Origin of the sequence: Burkholderia sp. PAMC 28687 (assembly GCF_001577465.1) — a bacterium.
Taxonomy (GTDB): Bacteria; Pseudomonadota; Gammaproteobacteria; order Burkholderiales; family Burkholderiaceae; genus Caballeronia.
Map to the genome: position 1 here is coordinate 3,134,717 of NZ_CP014505.1, position 14,921 is coordinate 3,149,637.

General features: G+C 58.8%; 14 protein-coding genes and 1 pseudogene. 4 read left to right on the forward strand and 11 right to left on the reverse strand.

The genetic code is table 11. The features are described 5' to 3' along the window. Window positions 1-307: 307 nt before the first annotated feature. The 6 genes from AX768_RS14680 to AX768_RS14705 are packed head-to-tail and all read right to left on the reverse strand — an operon-like array spanning window position 308 to window position 6,094. Entirely contained in the window at window positions 308-667 is a 360-nt protein-coding gene (locus AX768_RS14680; protein ID WP_062000545.1) for an L-rhamnose mutarotase, read from the reverse strand. Window positions 668-669: 2 nt separating this feature from the next. Beyond that, on the reverse strand, window positions 670-1,788 hold the full coding sequence (locus AX768_RS14685; RefSeq protein WP_062000546.1) for a mandelate racemase/muconate lactonizing enzyme family protein: 1,119 nt from the start codon (window positions 1,786-1,788) through the stop codon (window positions 670-672). Window positions 1,789-1,826: 38 nt separating this feature from the next. After that, a complete protein-coding gene (locus AX768_RS14690) occupies window positions 1,827-2,678 on the reverse strand; it encodes a carbohydrate ABC transporter permease (RefSeq protein ID WP_375507460.1) in 852 nt (283 codons plus the stop codon). 13 nt (window positions 2,679-2,691) lie between these two features. Next, window positions 2,692-3,633: a carbohydrate ABC transporter permease gene (locus tag AX768_RS14695; protein WP_062000547.1), complete on the reverse strand. Its 942-nt coding sequence runs from the start codon at window positions 3,631-3,633 to the stop codon at window positions 2,692-2,694. 28 nt (window positions 3,634-3,661) lie between these two features. Continuing rightward, window positions 3,662-4,993 (reverse strand): ABC transporter substrate-binding protein, encoded by a 1,332-nt coding sequence (locus AX768_RS14700; RefSeq protein WP_082778841.1) that lies wholly within the window; start codon window positions 4,991-4,993, stop codon window positions 3,662-3,664. A gap of 36 nt (window positions 4,994-5,029) precedes the next feature. After that, window positions 5,030-6,094 carry an ABC transporter ATP-binding protein gene (locus tag AX768_RS14705; RefSeq protein WP_062000549.1) on the reverse strand — a complete coding sequence of 355 codons (1,065 nt, stop codon included), beginning with the start codon at window positions 6,092-6,094 and terminating at the stop codon, window positions 5,030-5,032. Window positions 6,095-6,312: 218 nt separating this feature from the next. Here AX768_RS14705 and AX768_RS14710 point away from each other — a divergent pair, with 218 nt between their 5' ends. Further along, a complete protein-coding gene (locus AX768_RS14710; protein WP_062001015.1) occupies window positions 6,313-7,104 on the forward strand; it encodes an IclR family transcriptional regulator in 792 nt (263 codons plus the stop codon). 242 nt (window positions 7,105-7,346) lie between these two features. Next, on the forward strand, window positions 7,347-7,901 hold the full coding sequence (locus AX768_RS14715) for a carboxymuconolactone decarboxylase family protein (protein WP_062000550.1): 555 nt from the start codon (window positions 7,347-7,349) through the stop codon (window positions 7,899-7,901). Between the two features lie 9 nt (window positions 7,902-7,910). Here AX768_RS14715 and AX768_RS14720 read toward each other — a convergent pair whose 3' ends face one another. Both AX768_RS14720 and AX768_RS14725 read right to left on the reverse strand, forming a co-directional pair. Continuing rightward, window positions 7,911-8,885 (reverse strand): VTT domain-containing protein, encoded by a 975-nt coding sequence (locus AX768_RS14720; RefSeq protein WP_062000551.1) that lies wholly within the window; start codon window positions 8,883-8,885, stop codon window positions 7,911-7,913. 55 nt (window positions 8,886-8,940) lie between these two features. Continuing rightward, window positions 8,941-10,953, reverse strand: a complete 2,013-nt coding sequence (locus AX768_RS14725; protein ID WP_062000552.1) for a bifunctional DedA family/phosphatase PAP2 family protein — start codon at window positions 10,951-10,953, stop codon at window positions 8,941-8,943. Between the two features lie 235 nt (window positions 10,954-11,188). Here AX768_RS14725 and AX768_RS33700 point away from each other — a divergent pair, with 235 nt between their 5' ends. Beyond that, complete coding sequence (locus tag AX768_RS33700; protein WP_062000553.1) at window positions 11,189-11,641, forward strand: DUF2934 domain-containing protein; 453 nt, start codon at window positions 11,189-11,191, stop codon at window positions 11,639-11,641. A gap of 507 nt (window positions 11,642-12,148) precedes the next feature. Here AX768_RS33700 and AX768_RS14735 read toward each other — a convergent pair. Next, window positions 12,149-13,396 (reverse strand): IS4 family transposase, encoded by a 1,248-nt coding sequence (locus AX768_RS14735; RefSeq protein WP_062000554.1) that lies wholly within the window; start codon window positions 13,394-13,396, stop codon window positions 12,149-12,151. A 170-nt stretch (window positions 13,397-13,566) separates the two neighbouring features. Between AX768_RS14735 and AX768_RS14740 the strand changes: the two are divergent. Beyond that, a pseudogene (locus tag AX768_RS14740) lies at window positions 13,567-13,932 on the forward strand (H-NS histone family protein); the annotation flags it as partial. A 139-nt stretch (window positions 13,933-14,071) separates the two neighbouring features. Here AX768_RS14740 and AX768_RS32040 read toward each other — a convergent pair. Continuing rightward, window positions 14,072-14,380: a hypothetical protein gene (locus AX768_RS32040; protein ID WP_082778843.1), complete on the reverse strand. Its 309-nt coding sequence runs from the start codon at window positions 14,378-14,380 to the stop codon at window positions 14,072-14,074. Between the two features lie 116 nt (window positions 14,381-14,496). Then, window positions 14,497-14,781 carry a hypothetical protein gene (locus AX768_RS32805; RefSeq protein WP_086381735.1) on the reverse strand — a complete coding sequence of 95 codons (285 nt, stop codon included), beginning with the start codon at window positions 14,779-14,781 and terminating at the stop codon, window positions 14,497-14,499. Window positions 14,782-14,921 lie beyond the last annotated feature (140 nt).

Below are 14,921 nucleotides of genomic sequence, written 5' to 3' on the forward strand. Positions count from 1 at the left end.
GAAGCGGTAACGCCGATGCCGGATGGACTACAAGTTCACCCGGCATCGGCTTTTTCATTGCAGGAAAGGATTGGGTAAGGCGTGCACGGCGCCGCGAGCGCGGCTTAATGTTGCCTTAAGGATCGCCGCTTACAGTAGCCACATGACCCCCCTGTTGTACCCCTCTTAGGCCGCCTAGCGGCCTTCTTTTTTGAGTCCGCAAAAAATGAAAACGCTTTGGCGATTGTGCGTGGTGGCGGGTTGTCTTATCGGCGGCGTGGGTCTCGCGGTCGGGCTCTTCTCGCTGATCCTGCACATTGCCTGAGCTTCACGCGTCTCTCATCTGCGCGTTCATGTTGAACGCCAGTTTCATTGGTTGCCATTCCCCGGTCGTTGCATTCGGCAGCGGCTTCTGAAAACTTCCCATCAGCGCGTTCCATTCGGTCACCCGCGGATGAGCATCGGGACCGGCCACGAGTTTGCCGAAGCCGAAATCCGGCTCCGTTTCAATGAGCATCACAAGCCGCGTGTCGCGCCGCCAGATCGTCATATCGACAATCCCGGACGCCTTCAACGCGTCCAGCACTTCGGGCCAGACAGCTTCGTGATAAGCATCGTATTGCGCGATGACCGCAGGGTCATCGCGCAGATCGAGCATCAGGCAATGGCGTGTAATGGACGCGCTCATCTTCAGGCGGCCGCGCGGGCGTCCACACGAACATGCGTGCGTTGCGTTCCCTGAATGGCGTCCCAATCCCAATCGATACCAATGCCCGGCTCCATCGGCGCAACCGCGTAGCCGTGTTCGATCCGAACCTGCTTGCCCGTCAATGAGTCGAGTTGCGGAATGTATTCAAGCCACGTGGCGTTCGGCACCGCCGCGCACAAGCTCACGTGCAACTCCATCAGGAAATGCGGACAGATCGACACGTTCATGGTTTCCGCGAGATGCGCCACTTTGAGCCACGGCGTGATCCCGCCGATGCGCGCCACGTCCGCCTGCACGATCGAGCAGGCATCCGCTTTAAGATAGTCGCCGAACTGCCCCGGGTGATACATCGATTCGCCAACCGCAATCGGCGTTGAACTTGCCGCGTTCAGACGCTGATGCGCGGCGATGTTTTCAGCGGGCATCGGTTCTTCGAGCCACGCAAGACGCAGCGGCTCGAAAGCATTCGCGCGACGGATGGCTTCGGACAGCGTGAAACCCTGGTTGGCATCGACCATGATTTCGAAATCATCGCCCATGGCTTCGCGCACGGCGGTCAGCCGGCGCATGTCCTCGGCCAGATGCGGCCGGCCGACCTTGATCTTCGCGCCGTGAAAACCGGCGTCGCGTGCCTGGAGGGTCTGATCGACGAGTTCCTTCGCCGATAAATGCAGCCAGCCGCCCTCGGTCGAATACGTGCGGGTGCGCGGTTTCGCGCCGCCCGCCGCGATCCACAACGGCACGTTCGCCACGCGCGTATTGCGGTCCCACAGCGCGGTGTCGATAGCGGCGAGCGCCAGGCTCGTAATCGCGCCGACGGCCGTTGCGTGCGTATGAAAAAACAGGTCACGCCAGATTGCTTCGTATTCCGATGGATTTCTTCCGATGAGTTGCGGCACGAGATGGTCGTGCAGCAACGCGACGATCGACGACCCGCCCGTGCCGATGGTGTATGTATAACCCGTGCCCGTGCTGCCATCGCTGCAATGGATCGTGACGAGCACGGTTTCCTGGACCACGAACGACTGGATCGCGTCCGTGCGTTTGACCTTGGGTTGAAGATCGACCTGACGGATGTCGACGGTATCGATAGTTGCCATTTCCTGTTTCCTCTAAAGCCTGGGTTCAACCGATTCGGTCAGCCTTTGACGCCGCCGAGCGTCAGCCCCGCGATCAAATGTTTCTGCACAATGAAGGTCAGCACGATTGCCGGAATGATGATGATCACCGCCATCGCGCACATGCCGGCCCAATCGACCGAAAATTGCGCGGTGAAATCCATGAGCCCGACTGGAAGCGTTTTTGTATCGGGGCTTCGGCATAACTGCGTGGCGAGCGCGAACTCGTTCCAGCTCGTGAGAAACGCAAAGATCCCCGCCGATGCAATGCCGCTTTTTGCGAGCGGCAACTCGATGCGCCAGAAGGCTTGCCAGCGATTGCAGCCATCGATCTGCGCGGCTTGAGACAACTCGATTGGCACTTCACGAAAGAAGCCGTCGATAAGCCAGACGGTGAACGGCACGTTCATCGCGAGATAAACCAGGATCACGCCAATGCGTGTGTCCAGCAGACCTGTCCATGCCCATAGCATGAAGATGGGCAACGACAACGCAATGCCCGGAATGGCGCGCGTCAGCATGAGCGTGACGAACATGACCTTCTTGTGCTTGAAGTCGAAACGCGCGAACGCATAGCCGCCGAGTACACCGACGGCGAGCGCTGCGACCGTGCTCACGCACGAGATGATCACGGAATTGACGAAGTACTGGCTGATGGGCAGCGACGCCATTTGTCCGTAACCAAACATGCTCTTGAAGTTATCGAGCGTGTAGCTCGAACCCGCGAACGGCGACTGATTGGAAAGAATCGCCACGTTCGATCTGAATGCATTAAGCACGACCCAAAGCCCCGGCAGACAGATGACGGCCATGACGATGAACACGCCAAACCACATTGCCGACTTGCGCATGAACGCGCCCTTGATTGCCATATCGCTCATAGTGTCAGGCAGGCCCCATGTGTTTGCGCGCACCGCTCAGCTTGCGGAAAAAGTACAGCGTGAAGAGGATCGACACGAGCACCGATACATACGCAATCGCGTTTGCGTAACCCATGCGTGAATCGTCGTAAGCAATTCGGCCGACCATCGTCCAGAGCAACTCGGTGCGTCCGCCTGGGCCGCCGTTCGTCATGATGCGAACGATGTCGTAAGCGCGGCCGACATCGAGTGAACGAATCGTCATCGATATATAAATGAACGGCATCAGGTAAGGCAGCGTCACATAACGGAAGGTCTGCCATGACGTGCAGCCATCCACCTTCGATGCTTCTATGGGGTCCTTCGGCAACGCCATCAAACCCGCGAGCAGGATCACGGCGAAGATCGGCGTGGAGTTCCAGACCTCCGCCGCAATCAAAGATGCAAGCGCCGAGTTTGCATCGACCAGGAAAGGGAATGCCGACTTAGCGCCAAACAACGTCTGCATGAGGTTGTTCACAATGCCCGTGCTGTCGTTGAGCATGAACTTGAACTGGAAGCCAACCAGCACGGGCGAAAACATCATCGGAAACATCATCACCGTGCGCAACGCGCGCTGCCCTTTCGTCACTTGATTGAGCAACAGCGCGACGCCGAGACCGAGCACGAGTTCCAGATTCAACGCGACGGTGAGGAACAAGATGGTGCGTCCGAAGGCGGCCCAGAAGTCCCCGTTCGCAAACGCGCGTTCGTAGTTGCGCCAGCCAATCCAGTGCGACAGCGTGTCGGGATCGGTCAGGCGATACGCCGTGAAGCTCGTATAAAACGAGAACAGCAGCGGCAGCACGACCACCAGTCCGACCGCGAGGAACGCGGGCAGAAGCAGCTTGATCGGCAGCGGAATGCGCCAGCGCGGTGTTGCCAGAGCGGGTTCGCCGCCGATCGAATAAGGCGTGTTGGATTGCATCGAAAGCCTGATGATGTTTGGTCGAGCGTTACTGGTCCGCCGCGTCCTGCATGATGTCGGCGACTTTCTTCGCGGCTTTGTCGAGCGCTTGCTGCGAGGTTTCATCGCCGATGATCGCCTTCTGCAATTCCGGCCACAACGCGTTGGAGATTTCGTTCCACTGCGCAATACGCGGCGGCGTGAACGAGTCTTCCTTCGCGGCCTGGCTGAACGTCGCCACCGCGTCCGCCATGAAGTGATCGTCCTTGGCCTTGAACTCCTGCACGATGGCCTGCTGCGCATCCACGCGCGAAGGAATGGAGCCGAGCCGCGCCTCCACGAGTTGCGAATCCTTGCTCGTCAGGAACTGGATAAAACTCGCTGCAACATCAGGCCGTGCGCACACTTTGGTGATCGAAAAGCTGTGCGAGCCGGACCACCCTGGGCGCTTGTTCGCAGCACCCAACGGCGCACGAACCACGCCCACATTTCCAGCAAGCTTCGACGTCTTCGGGTCGTTATAGAACGATGCGAATCCCGGCCAGTCGAGATCGAGCGCGACCTTGCCCGACGCAAAGTTGTTGCCGAGATCGTCCCAGACGTAGCTCGGAACGCCCTTTGGAACCACGCCGGTTTTGTACAGGTTCACGAACCAGTCGAGGGTCTTCACGCCAGCTGGCGAGTTGAATGCCGGCTTCATTTTTGCATCGAATAGCTGACCGCCGTTGGCAACCAGCAATGAATAGAACGTGCCTGTCAGCGCTTCGTCCTTACCCGGGAATTGCGTGCCATAGAAGTTCGGCGCCTTGGTGAAGAACGTCGCTTGCTGCGTGAACTCGGCAAAGTTTTTTGGCGGCGCCAGGTCCTGCCCGAACTTCTTCTTGTATGCATCGCGATTGGCGGGATCGGCGTATGCGGTCTTGTTGTAGTAAAGCGCTTCGATGTCCGTTGATCGCGGAATCTGTACGAGCTGGCCCTTGACTTCGGACTGCTTCAGCAACGCGGGCGCAAACGCCGAAAGATAGGTTGCCGGGAACAGGCCCTTGAGGTCACGAAAGATGGGATATTGCGCGGAGAAGTTCGTATGATTCGACGACACGCAATAGTCGATATGTTGCGAAGCGATGTCCTGCTTCAATTCACGATCCAGCTCGAAGTGACTCTTGCGCGAGATGATCTCCACCTTAGCGCCGGTCTCTTTTTCCCACAACGGAATGCGTGTGTAAAGCGCTTCGTATTGCACGCCGCCGATCAGCTTCACGCGTAGCGTATAGCCTTTGTATTCGTTATCGGCGCGTGCTCCAGTCGTGGCGACCAGTCCCGCCAAAGCCAGCATGGATACGGCGATCTTCACTGCGGTTTTCATTGAATCCTGGCGCATGATGCATCTCCTTTGTTATATGTCTTCGCTTGGTTCTCAACGCAGCCTGCGGCTGGTGTCGGTATCGAAGATCAGGGTGTTGTCGAGTTCTGCGGCCAGCCGGACGTTCTGTGCGGGCTTGAGCGGCAGGCGTCCGTTCACGATCACGCAGCAACGTTGTCCCGCGACGGTGCCGAACAATTCAGTCGATGCACCCGTCGGTTCCACCACGTCCACATTGAATGGAAGGCCACCGGCATCCGCCACCAGAAGATGTTCGGGACGCACGCCGACCGTTACGTCCTGTCCATCGCGAGCGTTGACGACCGGCACTTGCAACGAGAAATCACCAATACGTACGCGCGCTCCATCGCTTTGCAATTCGTATTTGCCTTTGAAGAAGTTCATGGAAGGCGACCCGATGAAACTCGCCACAAACAGGTTGTCCGGATCATCGTAGAGTTCGAGCGGCGCGCCGATCTGCTCGATCACGCCGCCATTCAACACCACGATGCGATCCGCCATGGTCATTGCCTCGATCTGGTCGTGCGTCACGTAGACCGTCGTTGCGCGCAGACGTTGATGCAGCGCCTTGATCTCCGCGCGCATTTGCACGCGGAGCTTGGCGTCGAGGTTGGACAGGGGTTCATCGAAGAGAAACACCTTCGGGTCGCGGACGATTGCGCGCCCCATTGCCACCCGTTGACGCTGGCCGCCCGACAAATGCCGCGGATAACGTCCAAGCAGATCCTGAAGCCCGAGTATGGTCGCGGCCTGATTGGCGCGCGCCGCGATTTCATCGGGTTTCAGATCACGCAACTTCAGCGCAAACGTGAGGTTCTCCAGCACGCTCATATGCGGATACAGCGCGTAGTTCTGGAACACCATCGCAATGTCGCGATCCTTCGGCGGCAGGTCGTTGACCACGCGTCCGTCAATAAGAATCCGCCCCTGCGTCACGCCTTCCAGCCCGGCGAGCGCGCGCAGCAATGTCGACTTGCCGCAACCGCTTGGTCCTACGAGCACGAGGAACTCGCCGTCCTTGACCGTCAGGTCGATCTGCTTCAACACCTGCACGGCGCCGAACGATTTCTGCACCTGCTTGAATGCCACTTCAGCCATCAGCGTTACCTCGTTTGTCGACCGGCGTCAGCATGTCCCGCGCATCTCGCGGACTCGTTTTCCACCGATGCAAATCATTTTAAAGATAAAACGGTCTTTCATAGATGAATTTACGTCGGTGTTTTCCCGAGGATCGCATGCGCGCGTTTTCGGCCGGAGATGCCGCTTTTCCCGGTCTACAATCACGCCACGCAGGTACGCACAACTTTGGAGGGATCTTGGACAACACGCGATATTCGGCGCCGGCGCTCGAGAAGGGGCTGGACATCATCGAATTGCTGGCGGGTCATCCGGAGGGGTTGTCGCTGGCGGATCTCGGCAAGACGCTCGGGCGCACTACAGCGGAAATCTTTCGCATGGTCGTGACGCTGGAAGCGCGCGGATATCTCCTCGCGATAGGCGATCGATACGTGTTGTCGCTCTTGCTTTTCCAGCTCGCGCATAGACATCAGCCGGTTCGATCGCTCGTGACTACCGCGCTGCCCTTGATGACGCAACTCGCCAACGACGTGCGGCAGTCGTTCCATCTATGCGTGTATCAGGACGGCCGCGTGTTGATTGTCGCGGGCGTGGAAAGCCCGGAACGTTTTGGATTTTCGTTGAAGGTGGGCACGTTGATCGGCATGACCGATACCGCTTCGGGTCAGGTCCTCATGGCGTTCCAGGAGGAGCTTGAAAGAAAGCGCATGTTGAAGCTCCACGTTCCGGTAGACGGTGAACTTCCCGTCGATGCAAAGCAGCTCGCCGCCGATCTCGCGCGAATCCGCGAACGCGGACACGCTCGCATGCCGAGCCGGCAAGTCAGGGGCGTGAAGAATCTTGCCTACCCGGTGTTCGGACGAACCGGTCACGCGATTGCCACGTTGACGACGCCGTTTATAGAACGGATCGATAATGCGCCGGTACCCGCCATGAACGAAGTCGGCGAACGGATGAAAGCCGCAGCGCAAACGCTGACCGAATTGATGGGATTGAATGTGTATTGGGAACCGGGCGCGAGCGGCAACTGAGATTTGCATTGCATATTTAAGCAAACTCGAGCGTTCATGAGCAGCGCCGCCGACGACAGGACGTCTCGCCACGTCCAGCCGCCGGCACACGCCACCTCTCCCCTCGGATTTGCTGCTCCCCGATACTCCGATGCTTTCCTGAGCTGATGTCAGTTTGTCCCCGTCGCATCGTTGACTGTATTTAGCCACGCGCGTGCAGTTGGCGCATCCCCACATATGTATGGATAGGAATGGAGCCAGCCATGACAACCCGCCTTCCCGAGTTCGATCCAGCCCTCGCGACCGACGAGCAAAAAGCCGTGCTCGATGAAATCCTTTCCGGTCCTCGCGGCAATCTCAACGGTCCGTTTCTCGGCTGGATCCATAGTCCGGAACTGGCGCAGCACGCTCAACGCCTCGGCGCGTTCTGCCGATACAAAACGGGCTTGCCGCTTCGGCTTTCGGAGCTTGCCATTCTGGTTACCGCGGCGCGCTGGCAGTCTCAGGCAGAGTGGTATATCCATTATCCGATTGCGCTCGAAGCGGGTCTTCCGGCCGCGATCGCCGATGCCATCCATGACAACCGGCCGCCCGTTTTCGAAGACGCGGACGACGCCCTCATCTTCGATTTCGCCACGCAGCTCTTCGAAACAAAGCGCGTCACGGACGCGACCTTCGATCAGGCGGTGGCGCGCTTCGGGCACGTAACCGTGATCAACCTCGTCGGCTTGCTCGGCTACTACGCGCTCGTTGCAATGACGCTGAACACCTTCGGCATGCGCGCGCAAGGACAAACCAAGTTGCCGTTTCCCGAGTAACTCAAATATTCAAGACCGCACCATCGACGAATCCATCTCACCGAACTCAAGCGGCAATGGTTCGACGGGATAGCCGCGCCGGACCCATTCGTCGAGCCCGCCGTACAACGCCCGGACATTCACAAAACCCTTCGCGCGCAAGCGGCGGCAGACTCTGCGGGCGGTGACATCGTTGGAATGGGAACAGTACACAACAATCGCGCTTGCCCGAAGCGATCTGTCGATGGTTCCGGGCGAGTCCGGATCGAGCAATCTCGCGCCCGGAATCCGCACGCTCTGCTCGTCGCGATCGGCGTGCTTGCGTGCATCGATGATCAAGGGCGGCGAAGCCGATTTCATCATGCCATCCAGCTTGCGCGCCGTAACGACTCTGCGGCGCAGCCAACGCCTGATGCGCCAGCGCAGCACGAACCGATAGATCAAGTAGAGAAGCGCCGCCGCTGCGAGGACGTCGAGAATAGACGCGCCGTATGGCCGCAACACCATCAGCAGCATGGCAAGTTGCTGCTCGAAAAGCGCGCCGCCCAGCAACCAGAATGAAGCCCATACGATCGTGCCGACCGCATCCCATGCAACGAACCTGACCGGCGAAATCACGGTCGTGCCCATCAGCGGCGGTGTAATGAGCGCGAGTCCCGGAACGAACTTCGCCACGGCGACGATAGCAATGCCAAAGCGCTCGAACAGGCTGCGTGTGGTGCGGATGCTTGCATCGACGGAAAGCGAGCGGCGCGAGAAAAAATCCGTGAGACGCGCGCCGTAGATGCGCCCCGCCGAGAACCACGCGAAATCGCCGATCAACGCCGCCACCACGGCCGCGAGCAACACGTGCGAAAACGCGAGAAGACCGGCCGCGATCGCAGAACCCGCAAACAGAAGCACCGGGATGATCGGCAATGGCACGCCAAGCCGCGTCACGAGCACGTTGACGAAGACCACGGCGCTGCCCCAGGTGGTGATCGCCGACGGTGGAATCTGAATCAAGTGGCCGCCTCCCAAAACCCTTCATTACGCGACACGCGCGTCGCAACCGGCGCGTTCAATGTCCTTCCGATGCAACCAGCGTGACCGGAATGCCACCGCAACCGGCGCTTCTCGCGACCTCCAGGTCGTGCCACGGCGATGTATCGTTGTGGGTTGCAATCATCGACGCAAGGCCTTTGTCCGGTCGCAAGACATTGAACGGCCACGTGGGACGCACGAGCCGCTCGTGAACCAGCGCACCGAGCCAGATGGGCGTGGGCGACTGGCCTCCATGATGCTCGACCACAAAGTTCGTCGGCCAGAAGCGCAGGACGTCGCGCTCGTCCGCGCTCAGGTGCGCACGCGTGAAGACGAGCGCCGACGGTTCGCCGTTGTTCAGACGCGGCAGCACGGGCAACTCGGTCGCCGTGGCAGTTGGCGACACCAGAGACAACACGCTGCGGGCTGTTAGATGCGTGCCTTCCGTCCATCCTCGATCCTTCAGTTGCGCGCTGATTTGCGCGGCCGTTGCGCTCCATTGAATGGTGATCGGTTCTCGCCGGTCGCCATCCATGCTGGATCGATAGCAAGAAAAGGTCCGCCATACGGTATCGGTCCATTGCATCGCCGTTACCTTCGTCGGCGCCGGCGCTATTTCGTGCCCCGTCGCTTGAATGCTCGCGCTGGATTGCAACGCGACACTCAAGCCAACCAGCGTCAGAACGATGATGGGCATCGCCGGACGCGCGGGCGGTTTCGCCGGATACCGCCACACGGCGGTCAGCGCGATCAGGAAGACCCATGTCGCCGCCAGTGCGGCGCCACCGACGGCATCGGAGAACGTAAAGTTGCCGAAGTAGACGCCCGCGAACGCGACTGAAAACAGGATGGCGACGGTTGCCATCGCGGTGAGGATTCTCGCGACCATCCCCACCCGGCGCGCGATCAGGAACGCGAGGAATCCATAAATGACGACGCTCGCCGCAACGTGATTGCTTGGAAATGCGCGCAGCCCGGACGCGATTTCGCCCGGCAGCGGATGCAAGGTCGTGATCTGGATTGCGAGGATCAGCAATTGTGAAAAGGCAACGGCGGTCAGCCAGTACGCCATGGTGCGCCATCGACGCTCGAGCGCCATCCACACGACCACGAGCACGGTAAGCGCGCCGAGCGTCGGAACGCTGCCAAGCGTCGCGAACACGGCTAGGACGGCATCGCCCCATGACGACCGGAAGGCCTGGAGGAACCGGTACACCGATACGTCGACCTGAACCAGCGGATCGCCGTGCGACACGTCGTGCAGCGTGGAAAAAAACACGCTCGCCGACACCAGCAACAACACGGAGATGACAGCAATGAGCGCCGCGGCCTGATGTTTCGGATCGAGCACGCCGAGCACCACGCGCCCTGCGAAACCCCGGTCATGGCGACGCGCCCAGTCGAGCACGTTGCGCCGCGACGTGTCGGTCCAGGCGCGCGCATGGGACACGAGCAGCGTGGTGAGCTTGAGTGTGAGCCAGGTCACCGCGACCGCGATCGCGAGCAGGACGACGAGCCTGAACGATACGGCGCCCGCAAGTTCTATCGATGCCCCGAAGACAACGCCAGGCAGGATATGCAAAGGCGCCCATATCAGCGCGGAGAGAATGTTGATTGCGAGAAAGCGGGTCGAGGGCATGCCTAGCATGCCGGCGACCACGGGCACGACCGCACGCAATGGCGCGATGAACCGTGCAAAGATCACGCTCTTGGCGCCATGCTTTTCGAAGTAGCGCTTGCCAGCCGCCAGCATGCCGGGATGCGTTCGAAACGGCCGCAATTGCGCGATGCTGTTCTTGTAGCGGCATCCGAACCAGTAACTGGCGGCGTCGCCGGCAACCGCGCCCGCGATGGCGCATGCAAAAACCCAGCCAAGATTGAGCACGCCGGTACCGACCAGCGCGCCGGCCACGAACATTGCCGTGCTGCCGGGTATGAATGTGCCGATGAACGCTATCGATTCAAAAAATGACGCGAGCACGACGACCGTCAGCGCCCACCCTGGGTGGCCGGCCAGGACATGCAGCAACTTGAAATAGGCATGCTCCATCTTGCGTCTCCGGACCCTGCGCTTTTGTCGGATTCTAAGGCTGTTTAGGTTGGCGGGAGAGGGGTATCGATCTGGTCATCCATATCCGGTAACTCTGACTTTAAAGCGTCTCTTTGCCGTGCTATCAAGCAAAAATGTCTGCGCATGGAATGCTCATTGCTAAAGAGAAACATCACACAAGCAAAATGCTGCTCCTGTAACATAAATGCACGATTATCCCGTCATGGTTAACTGAATGGAAAATAAATCATTGGAAGAACGCCTTCGTCTGCAGGCTTATCATCTGTGGGAAGCAGATGGCCGTCCACATGGACGCTCCGACGAGTATTGGCAACGAGCGCGCGAACTCCTTGAACGCGAGACATCGGCGGATAGCGCAAGTGGTGCGCCTGCCAAGAAGACTACGCGGACCAAATTGAACGCGGCGCCTGTTAATACGGATCACGTCGACGCGCCGAAAGCCAAACCCAAAGCGGCAAGCAAACCGGTCGCCAAGAAAGCCGCAAAGCCCAAGGCCGCGGATGCAGCTGAGAAGAAACCAAAGGCTGTAGCCGAAGCGCCGGCCAAGCCGGCCAAGAAGGCCGCGGCAAAATCCAAAACCGCCGCCGACACAAAGCCTCCCGGGAAGGCGGTGCCGAAGCCAGCAGCTAAAGCGACAAAGGCAGCCGCTAAAGCTCCGAAGAAATAAAAAACAACACTTGAGCCGCGATGTTTTATCGGCGAATGGCAGCGCGTTTTGCGCTGCGTTTCATGGAGCAATCATGCGTAAGGTTTTAGCCGCAGTTTTATTGATCGCGGCCGCAAGTGCGATCGTGCCAACAGAGGCAAGTGCACGGCCGCGTCAGGAATGCCGGCGCGTCTGGGTTCATGGTCATTATGTGCGGCGCTGCCGTCCAATTCCGCCGCCGCGGCATCACCATCACCGGCCGCCGCCGCGTCACCGTCCGCCGGCTCACCGGTACTGAGCCGGTACTAAGCCGACACTAAGCCGTTTCCAGCGATCCGCGTTCAGCGGGTCGCTGCTGTCTTGCCATCTATGAATCCAAAGAATCAAGTGCTCACAGCGCGCAACTAACCTTGTCTTCAGTATCTGCAAATAAACGCAACGAATCCGCAGATACATTGGCAATTAAAATCAAGACAGTTTGAGTCTCTTCCGCAATCAATCCACCGAAGTTAAGAAAAGAACATTTCATCAACAATGTTTTTGGGTCATGGGTTTATGGGGTTTCGGTTTCTTGCTGCGTGGTTTTGACAGATTTTCTTGATGACGATAGGTCTGCTGAGCGACCAGGCGCAGCACGTTATGGAGTAGTTTTTCGACCTTCATCCCGAGCAGCAACGCGGGCAGCAAAGGCTTAAGGGCGGTGTGGACATAGGCCCGGTTGATGCGCTGTGATGCGGGCAGTTCGGCGTGGCAGTGGGCGGTCAGCGTGGTCAATGCCTGCAAGTTGTCGGTCACGACCTTGGCCGCGACATCTTGTACGACGGCCTGCTGGGACAGACCGGAGACGTGTTCTAGATTGAGGCGATGCTTGAGTCGTTTGAATGCTTCTTCTATTCGCCAGCGCTGATGGTAGAGGTCACCGAAGCAACTGGCGGGAAAGCGTACCGAGTCGAATAAGGTGGTCATCAGGACGCGCACATTGCCGTTCGGGGCGACGTGGCGGACCAGGCGCACCGTTTGAGGTTCGCGCGGGCACTCGTAGTCGCGCGCGTCGCGGCAATTGGGAGCGCCCAGCGTGACGATCTGTTCCAGCAGTCCGGAGCGCAGGAATTTGCGCACGCAAGCAAACCCGGAGGAATCGACACGCATGCAAAACGGAAGTTGAAGCTGGTTCAACACGGCCACCAGCCAGCGGCAAGGATAGCCTCGGTCGAGGAGCAGCAAATCGGTGCTGGAGAGGCGATGGAGATGTTCGAACAACATCTGCCGCTCGCCACGCTCATGAACGCTGTGCAGCGAGGCGGCAAGCATCAATTCGGCGCCGGGGAGAAACAGGCCAAAGGCGATTTGATCGGCCAGCGCCGCGCGCTTGACATGGCTGGCCCGCAGACCGAAGCGCATGGTGGAGGCATCGGCGGCGACCAGTCGCAAACCACGCCAGCGCGGTATAAAACCATAATGTTCGGCGCGCTCGATCACCCAGTCGTTGAGCTGCGGGAGGGCGCGCAAGGATAGCTTGGCGCGCGCTTGCGCGAAGGCTTGCTCAGAGACGTGGCGCACCAGCTGCGCTTGTTGCCGTAGATGGGCGAAGAACACATCGAGTTCAGCCTGTACGCTCATGCGCATGCCGGTGAGTAGTAACGCGACCAGAGAGGGCAAGGGCAACTTGCGATGACGCGTAAACGCGCCGGGATGTTCGGAATGCCGGGCTATTTGGAGAAACTCGGCCGACTGCAATCGCGCGGCAAGATCGGTAAAAAAAGCGGGAAGAGACATGGTCGCCAATGAGGAAAAAATCTCACTGCGCGACGCGCTTTTTGAGGTGTGTCAAGCGGTTTTTGATCTATTTATAATTTAATGTACGGAATCCTTAACTTTGGTGGATTGCTTCCGCAATGAGTAAGCGCGTGGCATAGTGCGGAAAATGACTTCTTAAGGAACCCAAAATGCCTACCCTTGAACAGATTCAGGCCAAGCTGAAAAAACTCAAAGCGCAAGAGGAGACGTTAATTACAAAGCGCAATCAAACGGTCCTCAACGATATCCGCAAGCTCATGGACAAACACGGTCTGACGACCGCTGACATAGAAGCCCACGCTTCATCGCCTGCGAAACGCCGTGGACGTCCGGCGGGATCGACGGCAAAACCCAAGGCAACGCGATCCGTCAAAGCGAAATCAACGAGCAATGGCAAGCTGCCCGCGAAGTATCGTGATCCCAAGACTGGTGCTACGTGGAGCGGATGGGCTCGGCCACCCGCCTGGATCAAGGACGTCAGGGACCGCTCGAAGTTTCTGATTGATGGCAGCGCTGAGAACGAAACGGCGGGTTGAGCAACAGCCAGGCACGCGACAGAAGAAAGCTTATGTAATCTCGGTCTAAGTTTATCGCTTATCGCGCACAAAGAGCGGCAACCTCTGAAAACCAAAAGCCGCTCAAGCTGACCCGAATTTACCGATGCCCTCCACCGCCGCCTCCGTGCCCACCGCCGCCCCCATGCGCGCCACCGGACCATTGGCCACCGTGACCGCCATATCCGCCACCATGCCCATGGTCACCCCAATAACCGCCATGACCACGGTCGTAATGACCGCCGCCCCATCCGCCACCTATATAAACGCTGCTGTATGCAGGCGCGTAGCCGTAATAACCTGGCGCAGCGTAGCCTGGATCGTAAGGCTGGCCATAACCGTAACCCGGCGCGACAACGCAGCCGCCCAGCGAAGCCAGACAAAGTGCAAATGCAATTGACTTGAGCATGTGATCGTCTCCCGTACTATTAAATAGGAACCGAATACCGTTGCTTAGTTCAAGCGCAATTGTGTCCTTGGATTACGATGCCAAGCCGGGTGCCGATAAATAGCCCGCGCCTTGCATTACTGCACAGTCTTGGAAGCGCCCGGAGTGTTATCAGGTGCCATGGCGTCCATGGTCGTGCTTTTGTCCATTCCCGGGTTTTGCGTAGTACTGGACGTGACACTGTTGGTGCTCGATACCGGATCGCCCCAATGCGTCATTCCCGCCGTCGCTGCGCCATGCGCATTTCCGCCGCCGGTGCCGCCCTGACCGTTGCCGCCACCTTGCGCGAATACCACAGCCGAAGCACACAGCGAAGCAACCGAAACGCCCGTCACCACAATTCTCAGCATTGCCTTTTTCATGGATCTTCTCCTTAAGGCGCGAGTGCGAAATTGCGTCGCGTCAGAGCTATATACGTGGGTTACAGGAGGCTGGATGCAACGCGAAAGAAACGCGTGCAAAAGGGTTTAGTCACGTTCATCAATATCGTGATTGGGTGCTC

Coding starts and splice junctions, on each gene's coding strand:
- AX768_RS14680 (WP_062000545.1), bottom strand. CDS start 667: ATGAGCGCGTCCATTACACGCCATTGCCTGATGCTCGATCTGCGCGAT.
- AX768_RS14685 (WP_062000546.1), bottom strand. CDS start 1,788: ATGGCAACTATCGATACCGTCGACATCCGTCAGGTCGATCTTCAACCC.
- AX768_RS14690 (WP_375507460.1), bottom strand. CDS start 2,678: ATGGCAATCAAGGGCGCGTTCATGCGCAAGTCGGCAATGTGGTTTGGC.
- AX768_RS14695 (WP_062000547.1), bottom strand. CDS start 3,633: ATGCAATCCAACACGCCTTATTCGATCGGCGGCGAACCCGCTCTGGCA.
- AX768_RS14700 (WP_082778841.1), bottom strand. CDS start 4,993: ATGCGCCAGGATTCAATGAAAACCGCAGTGAAGATCGCCGTATCCATG.
- AX768_RS14705 (WP_062000549.1), bottom strand. CDS start 6,094: ATGGCTGAAGTGGCATTCAAGCAGGTGCAGAAATCGTTCGGCGCCGTG.
- AX768_RS14715 (WP_062000550.1), top strand. CDS start 7,347: ATGACAACCCGCCTTCCCGAGTTCGATCCAGCCCTCGCGACCGACGAG.
- AX768_RS14725 (WP_062000552.1), bottom strand. CDS start 10,953: ATGGAGCATGCCTATTTCAAGTTGCTGCATGTCCTGGCCGGCCACCCA.
- AX768_RS33700 (WP_062000553.1), top strand. CDS start 11,189: ATGGAAAATAAATCATTGGAAGAACGCCTTCGTCTGCAGGCTTATCAT.
- AX768_RS14735 (WP_062000554.1), bottom strand. CDS start 13,396: ATGTCTCTTCCCGCTTTTTTTACCGATCTTGCCGCGCGATTGCAGTCG.
- AX768_RS32040 (WP_082778843.1), bottom strand. CDS start 14,380: ATGCTCAAGTCAATTGCATTTGCACTTTGTCTGGCTTCGCTGGGCGGC.
- AX768_RS32805 (WP_086381735.1), bottom strand. CDS start 14,781: ATGAAAAAGGCAATGCTGAGAATTGTGGTGACGGGCGTTTCGGTTGCT.